Below are 15,988 nucleotides of genomic sequence, written 5' to 3'. Positions count from 1 at the left end.
ATAAAGTCATCTCAGGCAGGTTTCTTTATAAACAGGCGCTGTCCATCGCTCCGACCTGCCCTTTAAAGGAAGGTACACCATGCGAATAGACCGTTTAACCAGCAAGCTGCAACTTGCAATATCCGATGCCCAATCTTTGGCCGTTGGCATGGACCACCCTGCCATCGAGCCCGTGCACCTGTTACAGGCGCTGCTCGAACAGCAGGGCGGCTCCATCAAACCGCTGCTGATGCAGGTAGGCTTCGACATCAATGGCCTGCGCCAGGGGCTGGTGAAAGAGCTCGACCAACTGCCAAAAATACAGAACCCTACCGGCGACGTGAACATGTCGCAGGACTTGGCACGCCTGCTTAACCAGGCAGACCGCCTGGCACAGCAGAAGGGCGACCAGTTCATTTCCAGCGAGCTTGTGCTGTTGGCCGCCATGGACGAAAACAGCAAGCTCGGCAAGCTGCTGCTGAGCCAAGGCGTGAGCAAGAAAGCGCTGGAAAATGCCATCAACAACCTGCGTGGCGGCGCGGCAGTGAATGACGCCAACGCCGAGGAATCGCGCCAGGCGCTGGACAAATACACCGTCGACCTGACCAAGCGTGCCGAAGAGGGCAAGCTGGACCCGGTCATTGGCCGTGACGATGAAATCCGCCGTACCGTGCAGGTGCTGCAACGCCGTACCAAGAACAACCCGGTGCTGATCGGTGAGCCTGGCGTGGGTAAAACCGCCATCGCCGAAGGCCTGGCCCAGCGCATCATCAATGGTGAAGTGCCCGACGGCCTCAAAGGCAAGCGGCTGCTGGCGCTGGACATGGGCGCGCTGATTGCCGGTGCCAAGTACCGCGGTGAGTTCGAAGAGCGCTTGAAAAGCCTGCTGAACGAACTGTCCAAGCAGGAAGGCCAGATCATCCTGTTCATCGACGAACTGCACACCATGGTCGGCGCCGGCAAAGGCGAGGGTGCCATGGACGCCGGCAACATGCTCAAGCCGGCCCTGGCCCGCGGCGAGCTGCATTGCGTAGGTGCCACCACGCTGAACGAGTACCGCCAGTTCATCGAAAAGGACGCCGCCCTGGAGCGCCGCTTCCAGAAGGTGCTGGTCGAGGAGCCGAGCGAGGAAGACACCATCGCCATCCTGCGTGGCCTGAAAGAGCGCTATGAAGTGCACCACAAGGTGGCCATCACCGACGGTGCAATCATCGCTGCGGCCAAGCTCAGCCACCGCTACATTACCGACCGCCAGCTGCCGGACAAGGCCATTGACCTGATCGACGAAGCGGCCAGCCGCATCCGCATGGAGATTGACTCCAAGCCAGAAGTGCTCGACCGCCTTGATCGCCGCCTGATCCAGCTGAAGGTGGAGTCGCAGGCGCTGAAGAAAGAAGAAGACGAAGCGGCGAAAAAGCGCCTAGAGAAGCTGACCGAGGAAATCGAGCGGCTGGAGCGTGAGTATTCCGACCTGGAAGAAATCTGGGCTTCGGAGAAAGCTGAAGTGCAGGGCTCGGCGCAGATCCAGCAAAAGATCGAGCAGTCTCGCCAGGAGCTGGAAGCCGCCCGTCGCAAAGGCGACCTGAACCGCATGGCCGAACTGCAGTACGGGGTGATCCCGGACCTGGAGCGCAGCCTGCAGATGGTCGACCAGCACGGCAAGACCGAAAACCAGTTGCTGCGCAACAAGGTCACCGAGGAAGAAATTGCCGAAGTGGTGTCGAAGTGGACCGGCATTCCTGTGGCCAAGATGCTCGAAGGCGAGCGTGAGAAGCTGCTGAAGATGGAAGAGCTGCTGCACCAGCGCGTGATTGGCCAGAGCGAGGCGGTAACCGCCGTAGCCAACGCCGTACGCCGCTCACGTGCCGGGCTGTCCGACCCGAACCGGCCAAGTGGTTCGTTCCTGTTCCTCGGCCCGACCGGTGTGGGCAAGACCGAACTGTGCAAGGCGCTGGCCGAGTTCCTGTTCGACACCGAAGAGGCGATGGTGCGCATCGACATGTCCGAATTCATGGAGAAGCACTCCGTCGCGCGCCTGATCGGTGCACCGCCAGGCTATGTAGGGTATGAAGAGGGCGGTTACCTGACCGAGGCCGTGCGGCGCAAGCCTTACTCGGTGGTGCTGCTGGACGAGGTGGAAAAAGCCCACCCGGATGTGTTCAACGTGCTGTTGCAGGTGCTGGAAGACGGCCGCCTGACCGACAGCCACGGGCGCACCGTGGACTTCCGCAACACCGTGATCGTGATGACCTCCAACCTGGGCTCGGCGCAGATTCAGGAACTGGTGGGTGACCGCGAGGCACAGCGTGCGGCAGTGATGGATGCGGTGGGGGCGCACTTCCGTCCCGAGTTCATCAACCGCATCGACGAAGTGGTGGTGTTCGAGCCATTGGGCCGCGAGCAGATTGCCGGTATTACCGAAATCCAACTCGGCCGCCTGCGCAGCCGCCTGCTGGAGCGCGAACTGTCGCTGAGCCTGAGCCCAGAGGCGTTGGACAAGCTGATTGCCGTGGGTTACGACCCGGTGTACGGCGCACGGCCGCTGAAGCGGGCGATCCAGCGCTGGATCGAGAACCCGCTGGCGCAGCTGATTCTGGCCGGCAAGTTCCTGCCCGGTACGGCGATCACCGCCAAGGTGGAAGACGACGAAATCGTCTTCGGCTGATTGTGTTGCACCATGAGCCCCGCGTTTGCGGGGCTTTTTTCTGCCTGTTGCCCATGCCGGCCCCTTCGCGGCCAACCCTGCGCAGATTTTTGCAGGCTAGGCAGCCCCTCGTAGGCGCGGGTTTAGCCGTGAAAGGGCCGGCACAGCCCAGCTATTTCGGGCCTTTGCGCCAATCTTGGATAACCGCCTGAAATTTTTGAAATTTTTGCTTGCATCAAATTTAGAGTGCCCCTAATATACGCCGCGTTGTCAGGCACTAAGCGAATCACCAGCAACATCAGTGATCGCAAAACAACTTACAAATCAGTAAGTTGAATGAAAAAAAGTGGTTGACAAGCAAAACGAAGAATGTAGAATAGCCGGCCTCAGCAGCGACAACGCGAAAGCGAAGAAGCTAAAGAGTCCGAAGCGAACACAGTCTTCGGAGTTGTACCGAAGTTCAGTTCCGCGATAGCTCAGTCGGTAGAGCAAATGACTGTTAATCATTGGGTCCCTGGTTCGAGTCCAGGTCGCGGAGCCAATCTCGGGGTGTAGCGCAGTCCGGTAGCGCGCCTGCTTTGGGAGCAGGATGTCAGGAGTTCGAATCCCCTCACCCCGACCATTTTCCGGGTCGTTAGCTCAGTTGGTAGAGCAGTTGGCTTTTAACCAATTGGTCGTAGGTTCGAATCCTACACGACCCACCATGTAGAAAAGGGCATCTCAAAGAGATGCCCTTTTTTTTGAAACACTCGGGGTGTAGCGCAGTCCGGTAGCGCGCCTGCTTTGGGAGCAGGATGTCAGGAGTTCGAATCCCCTCACCCCGACCATTTTTGGGTCGTTAGCTCAGTTGGTAGAGCAGTTGGCTTTTAACCAATTGGTCGTAGGTTCGAATCCTACACGACCCACCATGAACAAAGGGCATCTCGCATGAGATGCCCTTTTTCTTTTGCCTCGAAAAATGCGCCCATCGGTGCAATCCCACCTGCATCTATTTGCCACACCACCCCTTTGTAGGAGCGGGTTCACCCGCGAATGCGGCAGTGCAGCCACCATCGCATTCACAGGTAAACCCGCGCCTACAGGGCATGGGGGCGCCTGTTAGTGCAACTTCAGGCGCGGCTCGGTACCCCGGCCAATCTTGCTGCCCAGCATCATCAACGCCGTGCGGAAGAACCCGTACAGCGCCATCTGGTGCATGCGGTACAGCGACACATAGAACATCCGCGCCAGCCAGCCTTCCAGCTTCACGCTGCCCATCAGGTTACCCATCAGGTTGCCCACCGCCGAGAAGCGCGATAGCGACACCAGCGAGCCATAGTCCTTGTACTCGTACGTCGGCAGGGCCTTGTTCTCCAGGCGCGCCTTCAGGCTTTGCGCCAGCATCGAAGCCTGCTGGTGCGCCGCCTGTGCGCGCGGCGGCACGTTGCGGTCGCTGCCAGGCTGCGGGCAGGCGGCGCAGTCACCGAAGGCGAAGATGTTGTCGTCGCGGGTGGTTTGCAGGGTAGGGCGCACGACCAGCTGGTTGATGCGGTTGGTTTCCAGGCCATCGATGTCCTTGAGGAAACCTGGCGCTCGGATACCGGCTGCCCACACTTTCAGGCTGGCCTGGATCACTTCACCGTCCTTGGTTTTCAGGCCGTCCTCGGTCACTTCACTGACTGCGGCGTTGGTCATCACCTTCACCCCGAGTTTTTCCAGGGTTTTGTGAACCGGTACGCTGATGCGCTCCGGCAGCGCCGGCAGAACGCGCGGGCCCGCCTCGATAAGGGTGATGTGCATGTCCTTGGGCTGGATGCGGTCCAGGCCATAGGCCGCCAGCTCGTGGGCAGCGTGGTGCAGCTCGGCCGCCAGCTCTACACCGGTGGCACCGGCGCCGACAATGGCCACGCTGATTTTCTCGCTGGCCACGTCGCCGGCGTGGGCACGCAGGTAGTGGTTCAGCAGTTGCTGGTGGAAACGCTCTGCCTGCTTGCGGGTATCCAGGAACAGGCAGTGCTGCGCTGCGCCCAGGGTGCCGAAGTCGTTGGTGTTGGAGCCCACGGCAATCACCAGGGTGTCGTAGCCCAGGGTGCGCGCAGGCAGCAGCTCGCGGCCCTCTTCGTCGAGGGTGGCAGCCAGTTGAATCTGCTTGCCTTCACGGTCCAGGCCGCTCATGCGCCCCAGCTGGAAATTGAAGTGGTTCCACTTGGCCTGAGCCACGTAGTTCAGTTCGTCTTCCGAGGAGTTCAGCGAGCCGGCGGCCACTTCGTGCAGCAGTGGCTTCCAGATGTGCGTGAGGTTGGTGTCCACCAAGGTGATTTCGGCCTGCTTGCGCTTGCCCAGGCTTTTACCCAGGCGGGTCGCCAGTTCCAGGCCGCCGGCGCCGCCGCCGACAATCACGATGCGATGAGTCATGGGAATATCTCATAAGGTTTACGGAATTCGTGGCCCTGGGGGCCGGCCGCAAACTGCGCGAGGGGAGGGCGAGCGCGAAGCAGCTCATAGCACCAGTCCACTCAGCAGGCGGCTGATGAGACCCAACCCGATGGTCACGGCCAGCACCAGCACAAGGAGCAGCCACGGCCGGAAGGGCCTGCGCTCGACTTGGTGCTGGGGGGCTCGCAGATACTCATCGACACGACGCTGATCTTCCGGGTTCAGGCGACTGGTCATGGTGGGCCTCGTCAGGTAGACGTTTGTGACTGCGCAAACGCTACAGCGTTCGCGCAGGCGCTTGAAACAAATGATAATGCTTTCTATCCCTGGCGCCGAGTGTACGCCATCGCAAACAGTCGCTGCACTGGATCAAAGACTGATGCCTACGTCGAAGACGATGCTGCGGCCCAGGTTGCCGCGCAGGAAATCCGGCGCATCAGGGTGGGCAAACAGTACCCGGGCAAAGGTTGGCCCGACCAGCGACAGCGAGCGCCAGCCTTGGCGCAGGTATTCGGTAGGCGGCGGGAAGTGGGTGTTGAGGTCGAGCACTTCGCGCTTGAGGCTGGAGAACGCGATGATGTCCAGCTCGTTCAGCTCCAGCCCGCGTTCCCGGTAATTGTGTGCCTTTTTGCGCAAGGTGGGCGCCAGGCGCCCCAGCAGTTCGGTGGCACTGATGCGCCGTGGGCGTGCTTCGCGGCGTACCAGCTGTGCCAGGGAAAACGCACTGCGTCGCCGCTGCAGCTCCTCGCGCCATTCATCGTTCAGCCTGCGGCCCTCGTCGAGCACGAAAAACACCTCGAAGGCGGCGTCGCGGAACAGCACGTCTGGTGGCTCCTGCCCCGCCGGGGTGAAGTCCTCGCTGCGGTAGGGAATGTTCAGCCCCTGCAACAGGCGCTGGCACACCCAACGCTCCCGCTCCCACTTACGGGCGTTGGAGAGAAAGGCATTGGCTTGTTCGGCCTGGATGGTAAGCAGGCGCAGGTAGTCTGAGTCATCCATGCAGACAAGCTTAGCCGCTAATCGATGACGGTAAGATGCTGTTTAAGCGTGAAAATCAGCCCAGCACCGGCCACTGCTGCACCAGCCCGACCAGATGCACCACGCCAAAGCCCAGGCAAATCAGCGAACTGACCACGATAAAACGCTGCGAACGCCCGGTGCCCGCCAGCAATCCTGGCCCCAGCAGGCCGCGTAGCAAGTACACCAGGGTGATCAGGCAAATGACTGGCAGCAGCAAGGGCAGCCGCCCGATCGCCCCGGCAGCCGATAGCGCATAGGCCGACCAGGCCAGCAACACGCAGGCGATGGCGGCGGTGATCAGCGCCGGGTAGCAGCGGCCCTTTTCGGCGGCCACCGCCATGCGCTCACCGGCCCCGAACAAACGGTACCAACGCGGCCCCACGGCGATGATGGCCAGGTGAAGTACGCCGATGATGGCGTTGAGTGCCGCTGCCAGTAGCAGGGTGGGGTTGGTTCCTTCCAGCATGACCAATGCTTCCTGCATCGAATGGAAGCGTCAGCCTACCGCAGCCGAAGGAATGGGAGAATGGGTGTAGACTCGGTTTTATCCACATGGCTGCAAAGGGTATTGTTTAGGTGATCAGCGCGCAGGTGTTATCCGGCACCACCCTTACCCTTGGCTGGCTGGGTTATGTGCCGTTGTTGATCTGGGCGGTGAGCCGGGTTCGCTGGGTTGAACTGTTTACCGACCGGCGCCGCCAGCATTTGCTGTTTGGCACGGTGTTCTGCCTGTTTGCGCTGTGGCTGGTGCGGCGCGACTTTGATACCGGGGTGTCGTACCACTTTATTGGCATGACGGCGGTCACCCTGTTGCTGGACTGGCCGCTGGCGGTGCTGGGTGGCTTCATGGCCCAGCTTGGCTTGCTGGCGCTTGGGCGACAAGACCTGGCGGCGTTGGGGGTGAACGGCTTGTTGCTGATTGGTTTGCCGGTGCTGATTACCGAGGTGTGCGCGATAGTGGTCGAGCGCGCCCAGCCGCGAAACCTGTTCGTTTATATCTTCTGTTCGGGGTTCTTCCCGGCAGCGCTCACCGTGCTGGTTTGCGTACCGGCGGCGCTAGGGTTGTTGTGGCTCGACGGGCGGTTTGCCCTGCCGGAGTGGCTCAGCGACTTTGTCGGCTACCTGTGGCTGATGATGTTCCCCGAGGCGTTCATCAACGGCATGGTGATCAGTGCGCTGGTGGTGTTTTGCCCCGAGTGGCTGGAAACCTTCAACCGGACGCGGTACCTGCAGGCGCCGTGGAAGGAAGAGGAGCGATGATCATGCGGCGGCTCTGCCATCACATCTAAAACCTGACGCGGTCTCTGTGGGAGCGGCCTTGTGTCGCGAAAGGGCTCCCACAGGCCGGCACAGCCGCCTTGCAATCAGCTCAATGCCGCGGCTCCAGGTCCCCCGAATACAGCTCATCTTCGGACCCTTCCGACCCCGCAAGCTTGTGCTCCTCGGCTGCCCAGGCGCCCAGGTCGATCAGCTTGCAACGGTCCGAACAAAACGGTCGGAACGCGTTTTTTTCGCTCCATTCCACAGGCGCGCCGCAAGTTGGGCAATCGACGGTCAATGGCTGGCTCATGGCTGGCCTCCTTTCAAAGTCAGGTAAAAGTGGTGCAGGCGGTCAATCTGCTCATGCAGCGCGGCCAGGCCGCCGTCGTTGACCACCACATCATCGGCATGGCGCAGGCGATCCTCACGGGCCAACTGCGCCTGCAAAATGGCCTGCACGTGCTCGGCACTGGTGTTGTCCCGCGCCAGGGTTCGGGCTATTTGCAGGTCCTGCGGCGCATCGATCACCAGTACGCGTTGGGTCTTGTGGTGCTGGCCCGATTCGATCAGCAGCGGCGACACATAGACCGCATAAGGCGACTGCGCCTTGGCCAGATAGCTGAAAATCTCCTGACCGATCAGCGGGTGCAGCAGTTGCTCCAGCCACTTGCGTTGCGCCGGGTCGGCGAAAATCAGCTGGCGCAGGGCGGCGCGATCGAGCTGGCCGTCGCCCTGCAGCACGCCCGGGCCGAAGCGCTCGACGATGCTGGCCAGGGCCGGGCGGCCAGGTTCGACAACCCAGCGCGCGGCCTGGTCGGCATCGACCAGGTGCACGCCAAGCTCGACAAAGCGCTCGGCAGCGGCACTTTTGCCGCTACCAATGCCGCCGGTCAGGCCGAGAATCCAGGGGGTAAAGGCCGCAGTGGTCATCAGTATCCAAGCAGTTGTATGTATGAGGCGTATATTTCATCACCCCAGAGCACGGCAATCCACCCCGCAATTGCCAGATAAGGGCCAAACGGGATAGCCGTGCCCAAGGCATGCCGGCGAAAACGCAGCAAGCACAGGCCAACAAGCGCCCCCACCACCGACGACAACAGCAGCGTCAACGGCAGCACCTGCCAACCCCCCCACGCCCCGATCAGCGCCATCAGCTTGAAATCGCCATAGCCCATGCCTTCCTTGCCGGTGACCAGCCTGAACACCCAGTACACCGTCCACAGGCTGAGGTACCCGGCCACTGCGCCCCACAGTGCGTCGGCCAGGGGCACATGGATGCCAAAGGCATTGACGATCAGCCCTAGCCACATGGTCGGCAGCACCAGCACATCCGGCAGCAGCTGGTGGTCCGCATCGATCAGGCTCAGCGCCAGCAGGCACCAGGTCAGCGGCAACGCCAGCAACGCCTCTACCGAAGCGCCGAAGCGCCAGGCCACTACCAGCGACAGCAGCGCGCTGGCCACTTCCACTACCGGGTAACGCAGGCTGATGCGGTTTTTGCAGGACGAACAGCGCCCGCCCAAGGCCAGGTAGCTGATGACCGGAATGTTCTCCCACGCACGAATCCGGTGCGCGCAGTGTGGGCACCGGGAGGCGGGCAGGCACAGGTCGAAACGCGGGTGCTGCGTGGTCGGCAGCCCCAATACCTCTTGCGCCTCACGCTGCCATTGGCGCTCCAGCATGATCGGCAGGCGATATACCAGCACGTTGATAAAGCTGCCCACCAGCAGGCCGAGCACCGTGGCAAGGGTGAGGAAATACGCTGGCTGTTCAGCCAGCAAAGCCCATAAAGTCATGTTCAGATCAAACTACCCAACTGGAAGATCGGCAGGTACATCGCCACCACCAGGCCACCCACCAGCAAGCCCAGGATCAGCACGATGGCCGGCTCCAGCAGGCTGGTCAACTGGTCCAGCGCCTGGCTGACCTGTTCCTCGTAATGGCTGGCGGCTTTTTCCAGCATCTGGTCCAGCGTGCCGCTGGATTCACCGATGGCCGTCAACTGCACTAGCAAGGGGGGAAACAGCGGTTCACCGGCCATCGCCTGGTTCAGCCCTTGCCCATTGGCCATGCCTTGGCGCAGCCGCAACACCGCCTGCTCGTGCAGGTCGCCACCTGTTACCCGCGCCACCGTCCCCAGCGCATCCAGCAACGGCACCCCGGCGCCGTAGGACGTTGCCAGGCTGCGCGCAAACCGCGCCAACGCGGCCTGCCCCAGCAACTTGCCAAACACGGGCAAGCCCAGCACCCGCCCAGAGATCCACAGGCGCGCTGGCGCGTGCTGCCGGTAAAGCTGGCGCACGGCAACACCCAGCATTAAGCCCATCACCAGCAGCAGCGGCGCAAACCGGCTCAGCCCTGTGGACAAGTTGATCACCCATTGGGTAAATGCCGGCAACGCCGCGCCCATGCCCGAGAACATGCTCTCGAATTTCGGAATCACCTCCAGCAACAAGATCGCCGACACCCCGAGCCCGGTCAGCAACAGCAGCAGCGGGTAGATCATCGCCTTGCGCACCTTCTTGTGCAGCACCCGACGCTGTTCCAGCATGCCGGCCAGCTGCTCCAGCTGCCGGTCGAGCGTACCGGACTGCTCGCCCACCCGTACCAGGTTGCAATACAGCGCATCGAACCATGCCGGGTGACGCTGCAACGCATCCGCCAACCCCAGGCCCGAGGCCACATCCTGTTTCAATCTTCCAACAGCGCCGCCTGCGCCGCATCGCAACCACTGCGGCCCATCACCTCGAACGCCTGCAGCAGCGGCACCCCGGCCTTGAGCAACGTCGCCAACTGCCGGCTGAACCCCGCCGGGTCAGCCTTTTCGCGCCGCTTTGGCAAGCTGAACGCCAGCCCGCTGGCCGGCCGCAAACTCGCCACCGTGATGCCCTGGCGAATCAGCCCGGCGCGCACATAAGCCGGGCTGCGCCCGGGTGTTTGACCGCTGACCGGCGCGCCATTGGCGTCGGTGCCGTGCCAGCGGTAGAGAAGTGAAGATGAAGTCATGCAAAGGTCCTTGTTCAGCCCCGGCGACAAGCCTGGAAACAGCTTGCCGCGTCCATGCAAGGGCACGCGTCCGTGATGCTCACTAGAGTAGTTCAGCGAAGATGACGCCCGTGCGGGCAGGGGTGACAAAAGGTGTCTGTTCAGGCCTACTGCGCCGCTGCCGGTTGGGGCGCAACTGACCTCAATGTGTAAGCGAATCAAAAAGGAACTACGTTCATGAAAGGGCAACGCGGTATCACCCTGATCGAACTGATGATCGTCGTCGCGATCATCGGCATTCTGGCGACCATCGCCTTACCGATGTACACCAACCACCAGGCACGCTCCAAGGCCGCGGCCGGGTTGCTGGAGATCAGCGCGCTGAAGACGGCGATGGATCTGCGGCTGAATGATGGAAAGGATGTCGCGGATGTAGCCGCCCTGGGTGGCCAGCCGGCGACGGCGCATTGTGCGATCACGGCGAGCGGCAAGGCCGCGGATGGTAGCGGCAGCATTGTATGCACCCTGGTGGATGCGCCTGCCAACGCACTGGGCAAGGCCCTGACCCTGACGCGTTCGGCCAGCGGCTGGGCGTGCACGACCGACATCGAGGAAGACCTGGCGCCCAAAGGGTGCAAGGGGGCTTGAGGGCAGGGCAATAAACCAGTGGAAACAGGGGTTTGCGTTACGGGTGTGAGCAGTGGTACGTTGCGCTACACGCCGGTGTAGCTCAGTCGGTAGAGCAGCGCACTCGTAACGCGAAGGTCGCAGGTTCGATTCCTGTCTCCGGCACCATTCTATTGTTCCGATATGTCTCTTCTTGTACACGGAATCCCCTGAAAAGCCCGCCAAGTGCGGGCTTTCTTGTCTCTGGCTGTCTCATTCTGTCACTAGGCATCTACCGATTTTAGGTATACGTTAAGGTATACGCCGGTTCGACGAGAAAACGTATACCTATGGCACGCACCGTTACGCCCCTCTCAGACCCCAAATGCGAGGCCGCCAAGCCGCGGGACAAGGACTACACCCTGTTCGACGGTCAGGGCCTGTTCCTGCTGGTCAAGAAGAACGGCAGCAAGATCTGGCGCATGAAGTTCAAGCGGCCGGATGGCAGAGAGGGGCTGGCCACCTTCGGCAACTACCCAGCGCTGATTAGTTTTTTTGTCGTTCACGATTGGCTTCGGTATTCAAACTCTCAAGCAAGTACTCCGCGTCATGTAAGAAACCGTTTCGGATTGCCATTTTAGTTTTTTCCAAGCTTCCAAGCATATGATTTACAGGTACTTTGGTATTGCCAAATATGAATGAGGTTGAGTCGGAAACTCTTTGGCGCTCGTTCACGGGGCTGGCGATCACTGCGAAGAGCAAAGATCCAAGTAATGCCAAAGGAAACTGCACTCTGCCATTGAGTATGCCGACCTTGGGAGCGTTGACAAACTCTACTTTATCCGAGAGTTCGCCATCATGGAGTAAGGAGCAGCGCATCACTTTGTAGACAAGGTCTTCGAATTCAATGCATTCCCCAGAATCTCTAGAGGTCGAAACTTCGAATGAAAGGCTGGTAGTTTTAGCTGGTGTTCCATTTGTCAGTGACCAGAGAATGAAAGGAAGGCTGTCTTTCAAGAATTTTTTACAGCGCTCAGATGTCTTCTTTCCTGGATAAAGCAGCTTGGCTGTGCCATCGATGGCAATTGCGAGTTGGATGAACGCATTCTCGGCATCTCCTAGAGCAAGCTTTGCTGTGCATTCCTGAATTCGCGCTGCAATGGTCAAAAGTTAATCTCCAGAGGTATCCCTTGCTTACGATGATCTTCAGCTTTCCAAACCGGGCTACCGTTGTGGTTGTAGAGCTATGTGTCAGATACCGTAGACTCCGGCCTATAGCTGCCTACGGGAGTCGGCTGAAATTGATTCGAAGCCAACGACAGCCTGTAACAGAACGGCACTCACTCCCTGGTGTGCCGTGTTTGATAAGCTGTTGAGCTTATGCCAGAGGCAAACCAAACACATACCATCGAGGTAAAGAGATCTAGAATTTCCCTAGGCTCGGTTGGTTGCTCAAGTTCAGGCCCGCAACACTTTTTCAGGTAATGAGACAGCGGAAGCAAGTCCGCACAACCTATCTTGAAATCGATATTGTGGCTGAGCTTGTTCCGAAGATTGTTCAAATGTTTTATCGCGGGAATAGAATTGTATTCTTCCGGGTAATTGTCTGTGGCAAGTAGCGCTACTTTTTGCCCGAATGTTTGCCTCGATGCTCCCCAGTCCAATTTTGGATATCGGGTCTTTAGATACTCATCAAGGTAGTGTTCGATTATGAGGTGGCAGGATAAGAAATAACCAAGTAATTCATAATTCAGGTTGTCTAGGCGCTGCCAAGTGACTTTGCCATCTCGAATATCTTCTACTAGCGGAGGGAGACTATTCTTCGTCATTAGCTGACTCTGCTCTGAATTCAATGGCCTTTATGGCTATGCTCGTGGTTCAGCGAGCAAAGGAAGGCCCATCCTAGGCTTGATAGCTGTCTGATATCAACCTTTGATGATGCCTTTCGTTATAACTCATGTACGAAGCCCTGTCAGTAGTGCTACCCACAGGGCGGGTTAAGAGGGTTGAACGCGCGACCGGCTGAGGCTTCTGAAGGACCTCCTCTGGCCGTGCACGTAGCTATGGGTGGAAAGCTGCCGCTCATGGAGGGCAGCTTTCGGCCAGAAGCGAACACTAAGCATTGTTAACTTCCGGGTGAGTCATTTATAAATACGACTCATCGCACTCAATGCGAATTGAGACGACGTCTTACTCCCGCATTTGTATCTTCCCTGAGAGCGTCATAGTCATAACTTGTCGCTAAGTTTAATAGTAGTTGGGAGGAAACAAACGGGTGAGAAATTCTCAGCGCCTCACTCCATGAACGGTATTTTTCTGCAAGTTCGCGCTCCTGTGCACCATCCTCACCACGGAAATGGGCTCCGCGCATATTGAAAGTGCCGATCTGGGCACCGTGTACCATTTTTTCCGACTGGATGTGTTCAATTACTTCGCGTACGGGTTCGCATGGCCATACACCATCCATGCCCACAGGCGCATGCGCTAGTAGTTCTCCGATCCAATAGTCGGCTTTACCGTATCGGCTATACATGTCGCAGGCATCCCGAACGGCGACAACCCAACTTAATAGCAACGTCGCTTCCAACTCTCCATCTTCATTGTGTCCAGGGATGTTGTTCAGCGAGTGAAGCAATTTCATTCCTCGTTTTGCCATGACTCGCCTTTGATCTTCCATGACCTGTAGTTCAACTGGGTCTGCTCCTTCATCACTTCGCTTGTATATCCAACAGATCGCTTTAACAAAAAACTCTGGATGCGATTCAATATATCGCTCGAGATTAGGTATTTGATAGCCCTCCTGGCGCCCTAAAGACTCCCCTAAGATATCAATATAAGCAAATTCCAGGCTTGCCATTTGGTCAACTGTTGAAATGCCACTATCATTAAGTTGTTTGAAGGCTTCTTGCACATAATACATATCAAGCATGTAGTGACCTGCCTGCTCTTTCCCAGGCTGAATTACGGCCCATAATAGCTTTGCAAGAATATCCGGGTTAATTTTCTTTAATGAGTGACATACTCCCGAGAAAGCTGCTCGCGGTCTACCATGGTTCAACAATCTTTCGACGCTCTCATTGCATTCGGACGGCGAGTCATGGATATGCTCAGGCGTTACCTCCTCCCAATATTTGCTCTGACTTTCAACACTGAGAGTATCTACCCAAGCCCAAGTATCCCTGGAAAATGTCGAGAGCAAAAGAATTTCTACTACTTGTACTTCCGGATGCCCTTTGGTGACGCTCTCAATAACACCCCTACGTAGGTCGTTATCTGCCAAAGAGCGAATTAGCCCTCTAACTAAATTTTTATATAGACCTGCGTACTCACTATTCTCTTTTATGCAAGGCAGAGTGAAAGTCAACAGTTCTTCAAGGTCTTTTCTCGAAAGGACATAGTTCGCCAATAGTGATCCAACTATCCAAGAAGCCTGACCCAGTTTGGCAAGCTCTAGGATTCCGGCTGAACCTTGAAGTTCAAATATTTCGCGCAACGCATTGACTCTCATATCTTGCGTTCGCTCTTCCCTAGCTTTAAAGTCTACTTCTTCTAGTTTTTCGGAGTCATCTGCCGACTCTTGGATCCATCCACTTCGGAATAACCAAGAGTGCTTATTGATAATTTCAAGAGGTTCTAATGCTGCGTACACCTCTTTTCTAGTGGCGGCTAAACCCAATGTATTACCATTCTTTTTTGTATGTATTAAGGCACGGCGGGAGAGAGTGGTCACACGGATTTTTTCGCGCATTGCGGCTTTATCGCTATCACTAGCAGTTTGCTGGGCCCACTTGACGATTATTTTCCAGACGTGACTTTGATCTTCTTCTGAAAAGAAAGATATTTGCTCAACTAGATTGTATAGTTTATCAATAGAGTAACTATGCCAATCCAATACCATGTCCGTCATTTCGCGGATGAACTCGATTCGCGGTTCCAATCTAGTCAAAGGTTCGCCAAATCCGTACCCGTCTGGACGCCACCGTGGCTTATGGCTGGCGGTTGCAGGAGCTGAGTGCAACACGGTTATTGAATTGAAACCGGAGCATCATGCCGCATTGCCATGGCATTTTGCATGACCTCTCCCATCACCTCGATGGGGCATTTGAAGTCGAAGCGCTTGCGCGGTCGCATGTTCAGTTGCAGCGCAATGGCGTCCAGCTCCTCCTGGCTATGTACCGACAGGTCTGTGCCCTTGGGCAAGTACTGGCGAATCAGGCCGTTGATGTTTTCGTTGCTGCCGCGCTGCCAGGGGCTGTGCGGGTCGCAGAAGTAGATCGCCACGCCGGTTCTTTGGGTGATCTCGGCGTGTCGCGCCATCTCCCGGCCCTGGTCGTAAGTCATGCTCTTGCGCATCTCCAGCGGCATGCTATTGAGCGCGGCGCTGAAGCCTTCCAGCGCCGAAGTCGCCGTTGCGTCGTTCATCTTCACCAACATCAGGTAGCCACTGGTGCGTTCCACCAGCGTACCGACGGACGAGGCGTTGGCCTTACCCTTGATGAGGTCGCCTTCCCAATGCCCCGGCATCAGCCTGTCTTCAATCTCCGGCGGGCGCACATGAATACTGACCATCTCGGGGATCTGGCCGCGCCGATCCACGCCACCAGAGCGCGGCCGGCGCGTCGTCTTGCCTTGGCGCAGACAGATGATCAGCTCCTTACGCAGCTCACCCACTGGCAGGGCATAGATCGCGTTGTAGATCGTCTCGCGACAGACGTAGGCATCTCGCAGGTTGGGTATGTTCATGCTGCGCAGCTTGCCGGCAATCTGCTCGGGAGACAAACGCTCACGCAGCATATGGGTCACCAGTTCGAAGCGCTCGCTACCCGGCAACAGTTTTCGCATCGGTCGACAAACCTGGCGGCGGGCCTGCATTTGCTGCTGAGCCAGACGGGCCGAGTAGCCACCGCAAGCACCTCGGTTACGGCGCAGCTCACGGCTGATGGTCGAAGGGGATCGGTTGATCAAGCAGGCAATCCTGCGCAGGCTGAAGCCTTGGGTACGACCGATTTGAATGGTGGCGCGCTCTTCAACGCTGAGTTCGGTATAAGACATAGGGGCAGCACCGTACCGGAAAGGTCA

General features: G+C 58.2%; 14 protein-coding genes, 6 tRNA genes and 2 pseudogenes. 10 read left to right on the top strand and 12 right to left on the bottom strand.

Going from position 1 to position 15,988, the window contains the following annotated elements; translation table 11 throughout:
- The first annotated feature begins 79 nt into the window (after nt 1-79).
- From clpB to AA098_RS24230, 6 genes are all read left to right on the top strand, one after another.
- Nucleotides 80-2,644 (top strand): ATP-dependent chaperone ClpB, encoded by a 2,565-nt coding sequence (gene clpB / locus AA098_RS24255; protein WP_064615060.1) that lies wholly within the window; start codon nt 80-82, stop codon nt 2,642-2,644.
- A gap of 444 nt (nt 2,645-3,088) precedes the next feature.
- Nucleotides 3,089-3,164, top strand: a tRNA-Asn gene (locus tag AA098_RS24250).
- A 4-nt stretch (nt 3,165-3,168) separates the two neighbouring features.
- Nucleotides 3,169-3,245 (top strand) — tRNA-Pro (locus tag AA098_RS24245).
- A 6-nt stretch (nt 3,246-3,251) separates the two neighbouring features.
- Nucleotides 3,252-3,327: transfer RNA gene (locus AA098_RS24240), tRNA-Lys, on the top strand.
- Nucleotides 3,328-3,373: 46 nt separating this feature from the next.
- A tRNA-Pro gene (locus AA098_RS24235) sits at nt 3,374-3,450 on the top strand.
- A 5-nt stretch (nt 3,451-3,455) separates the two neighbouring features.
- Nucleotides 3,456-3,531: transfer RNA gene (locus AA098_RS24230), tRNA-Lys, on the top strand.
- A 190-nt stretch (nt 3,532-3,721) separates the two neighbouring features.
- Here the strand turns inward: AA098_RS24230 and AA098_RS24225 are convergent.
- From AA098_RS24225 to AA098_RS24210, 4 genes are all read right to left on the bottom strand, one after another.
- Nucleotides 3,722-5,017, bottom strand: coding sequence for an NAD(P)/FAD-dependent oxidoreductase (locus AA098_RS24225; protein ID WP_003247549.1), 1,296 nt, complete (start codon nt 5,015-5,017; stop codon nt 3,722-3,724).
- Between the two features lie 84 nt (nt 5,018-5,101).
- Complete coding sequence (locus tag AA098_RS24220) at nt 5,102-5,275, bottom strand: DUF3094 domain-containing protein (protein WP_008091951.1); 174 nt, start codon at nt 5,273-5,275, stop codon at nt 5,102-5,104.
- A gap of 132 nt (nt 5,276-5,407) precedes the next feature.
- Entirely contained in the window at nt 5,408-6,037 is a 630-nt protein-coding gene (locus AA098_RS24215) for a DUF1780 domain-containing protein (RefSeq protein ID WP_003247546.1), read from the bottom strand.
- A 55-nt stretch (nt 6,038-6,092) separates the two neighbouring features.
- Nucleotides 6,093-6,524 carry a hypothetical protein gene (locus AA098_RS24210; RefSeq protein ID WP_060538607.1) on the bottom strand — a complete coding sequence of 144 codons (432 nt, stop codon included), beginning with the start codon at nt 6,522-6,524 and terminating at the stop codon, nt 6,093-6,095.
- Nucleotides 6,525-6,634: 110 nt separating this feature from the next.
- Between AA098_RS24210 and AA098_RS24205 the strand changes: the two genes are divergently transcribed.
- Nucleotides 6,635-7,318 carry an energy-coupling factor ABC transporter permease gene (locus AA098_RS24205; protein ID WP_003247542.1) on the top strand — a complete coding sequence of 228 codons (684 nt, stop codon included), beginning with the start codon at nt 6,635-6,637 and terminating at the stop codon, nt 7,316-7,318.
- Nucleotides 7,319-7,427: 109 nt separating this feature from the next.
- On the opposite strand, the gene yacG is transcribed toward AA098_RS24205, so the two are convergent.
- The 4 genes and pseudogenes from yacG to AA098_RS24185 all read right to left on the bottom strand — a co-directional run bounded on the left by yacG (nt 7,428) and on the right by AA098_RS24185 (nt 10,324).
- A complete protein-coding gene (gene yacG / locus AA098_RS24200) occupies nt 7,428-7,628 on the bottom strand; it encodes a DNA gyrase inhibitor YacG (protein ID WP_064615059.1) in 201 nt (66 codons plus the stop codon).
- Nucleotides 7,625-8,248 carry a dephospho-CoA kinase gene (coaE, locus tag AA098_RS24195; protein WP_004575721.1) on the bottom strand — a complete coding sequence of 208 codons (624 nt, stop codon included), beginning with the start codon at nt 8,246-8,248 and terminating at the stop codon, nt 7,625-7,627. The genes yacG and coaE overlap by 4 nt, the downstream gene beginning before the upstream one ends.
- On the bottom strand, nt 8,248-9,114 hold the full coding sequence (locus tag AA098_RS24190) for an A24 family peptidase (RefSeq protein ID WP_003247536.1): 867 nt from the start codon (nt 9,112-9,114) through the stop codon (nt 8,248-8,250). Before AA098_RS24190 ends, coaE begins: the two co-directional genes overlap by 1 nt.
- Before the next feature lie 2 nt (nt 9,115-9,116).
- Nucleotides 9,117-10,324, bottom strand: a pseudogene (locus AA098_RS24185) (type II secretion system F family protein).
- A 216-nt stretch (nt 10,325-10,540) separates the two neighbouring features.
- Between AA098_RS24185 and AA098_RS24180 the strand changes: the two are divergent.
- The 3 genes and pseudogenes from AA098_RS24180 to AA098_RS29965 all read left to right on the top strand — a co-directional run.
- The gene (locus AA098_RS24180) at nt 10,541-10,951 is read left to right on the top strand and encodes a pilin (protein WP_012051131.1); all 411 of its coding nucleotides are present in this window, start codon (nt 10,541-10,543) and stop codon (nt 10,949-10,951) included.
- A 71-nt stretch (nt 10,952-11,022) separates the two neighbouring features.
- A tRNA-Thr gene (locus tag AA098_RS24175) sits at nt 11,023-11,098 on the top strand.
- A gap of 161 nt (nt 11,099-11,259) precedes the next feature.
- Nucleotides 11,260-11,454 (top strand): annotated as a pseudogene (locus AA098_RS29965) (integrase arm-type DNA-binding domain-containing protein); the annotation flags it as partial.
- A 1-nt stretch (nt 11,455) separates the two neighbouring features.
- Here the strand turns inward: AA098_RS29965 and AA098_RS29370 are convergent.
- From AA098_RS29370 to AA098_RS24160, 4 genes are all read right to left on the bottom strand, one after another.
- Nucleotides 11,456-12,076: a hypothetical protein gene (locus AA098_RS29370; protein ID WP_156747533.1), complete on the bottom strand. Its 621-nt coding sequence runs from the start codon at nt 12,074-12,076 to the stop codon at nt 11,456-11,458.
- A gap of 173 nt (nt 12,077-12,249) precedes the next feature.
- Nucleotides 12,250-12,738 carry a hypothetical protein gene (locus AA098_RS28935; protein WP_082916925.1) on the bottom strand — a complete coding sequence of 163 codons (489 nt, stop codon included), beginning with the start codon at nt 12,736-12,738 and terminating at the stop codon, nt 12,250-12,252.
- A gap of 338 nt (nt 12,739-13,076) precedes the next feature.
- Nucleotides 13,077-14,816, bottom strand: coding sequence for a hypothetical protein (locus AA098_RS24165; RefSeq protein WP_156747532.1), 1,740 nt, complete (start codon nt 14,814-14,816; stop codon nt 13,077-13,079).
- Nucleotides 14,817-14,932: 116 nt separating this feature from the next.
- Nucleotides 14,933-15,961 (bottom strand): IS30-like element ISPsp7 family transposase, encoded by a 1,029-nt coding sequence (locus tag AA098_RS24160; RefSeq protein WP_011911495.1) that lies wholly within the window; start codon nt 15,959-15,961, stop codon nt 14,933-14,935.
- Between the last annotated feature and the right edge of the window lie 27 nt (nt 15,962-15,988).

The organism is Pseudomonas sp. JY-Q, from assembly GCF_001655295.1.
GTDB lineage: Bacteria > Pseudomonadota > Gammaproteobacteria > Pseudomonadales > Pseudomonadaceae > Aquipseudomonas > Aquipseudomonas alloputida.
The sequence above is the reverse complement of the archived record's forward strand: the minus strand, read 5'-3'. Positions and strand labels throughout refer to the sequence as shown.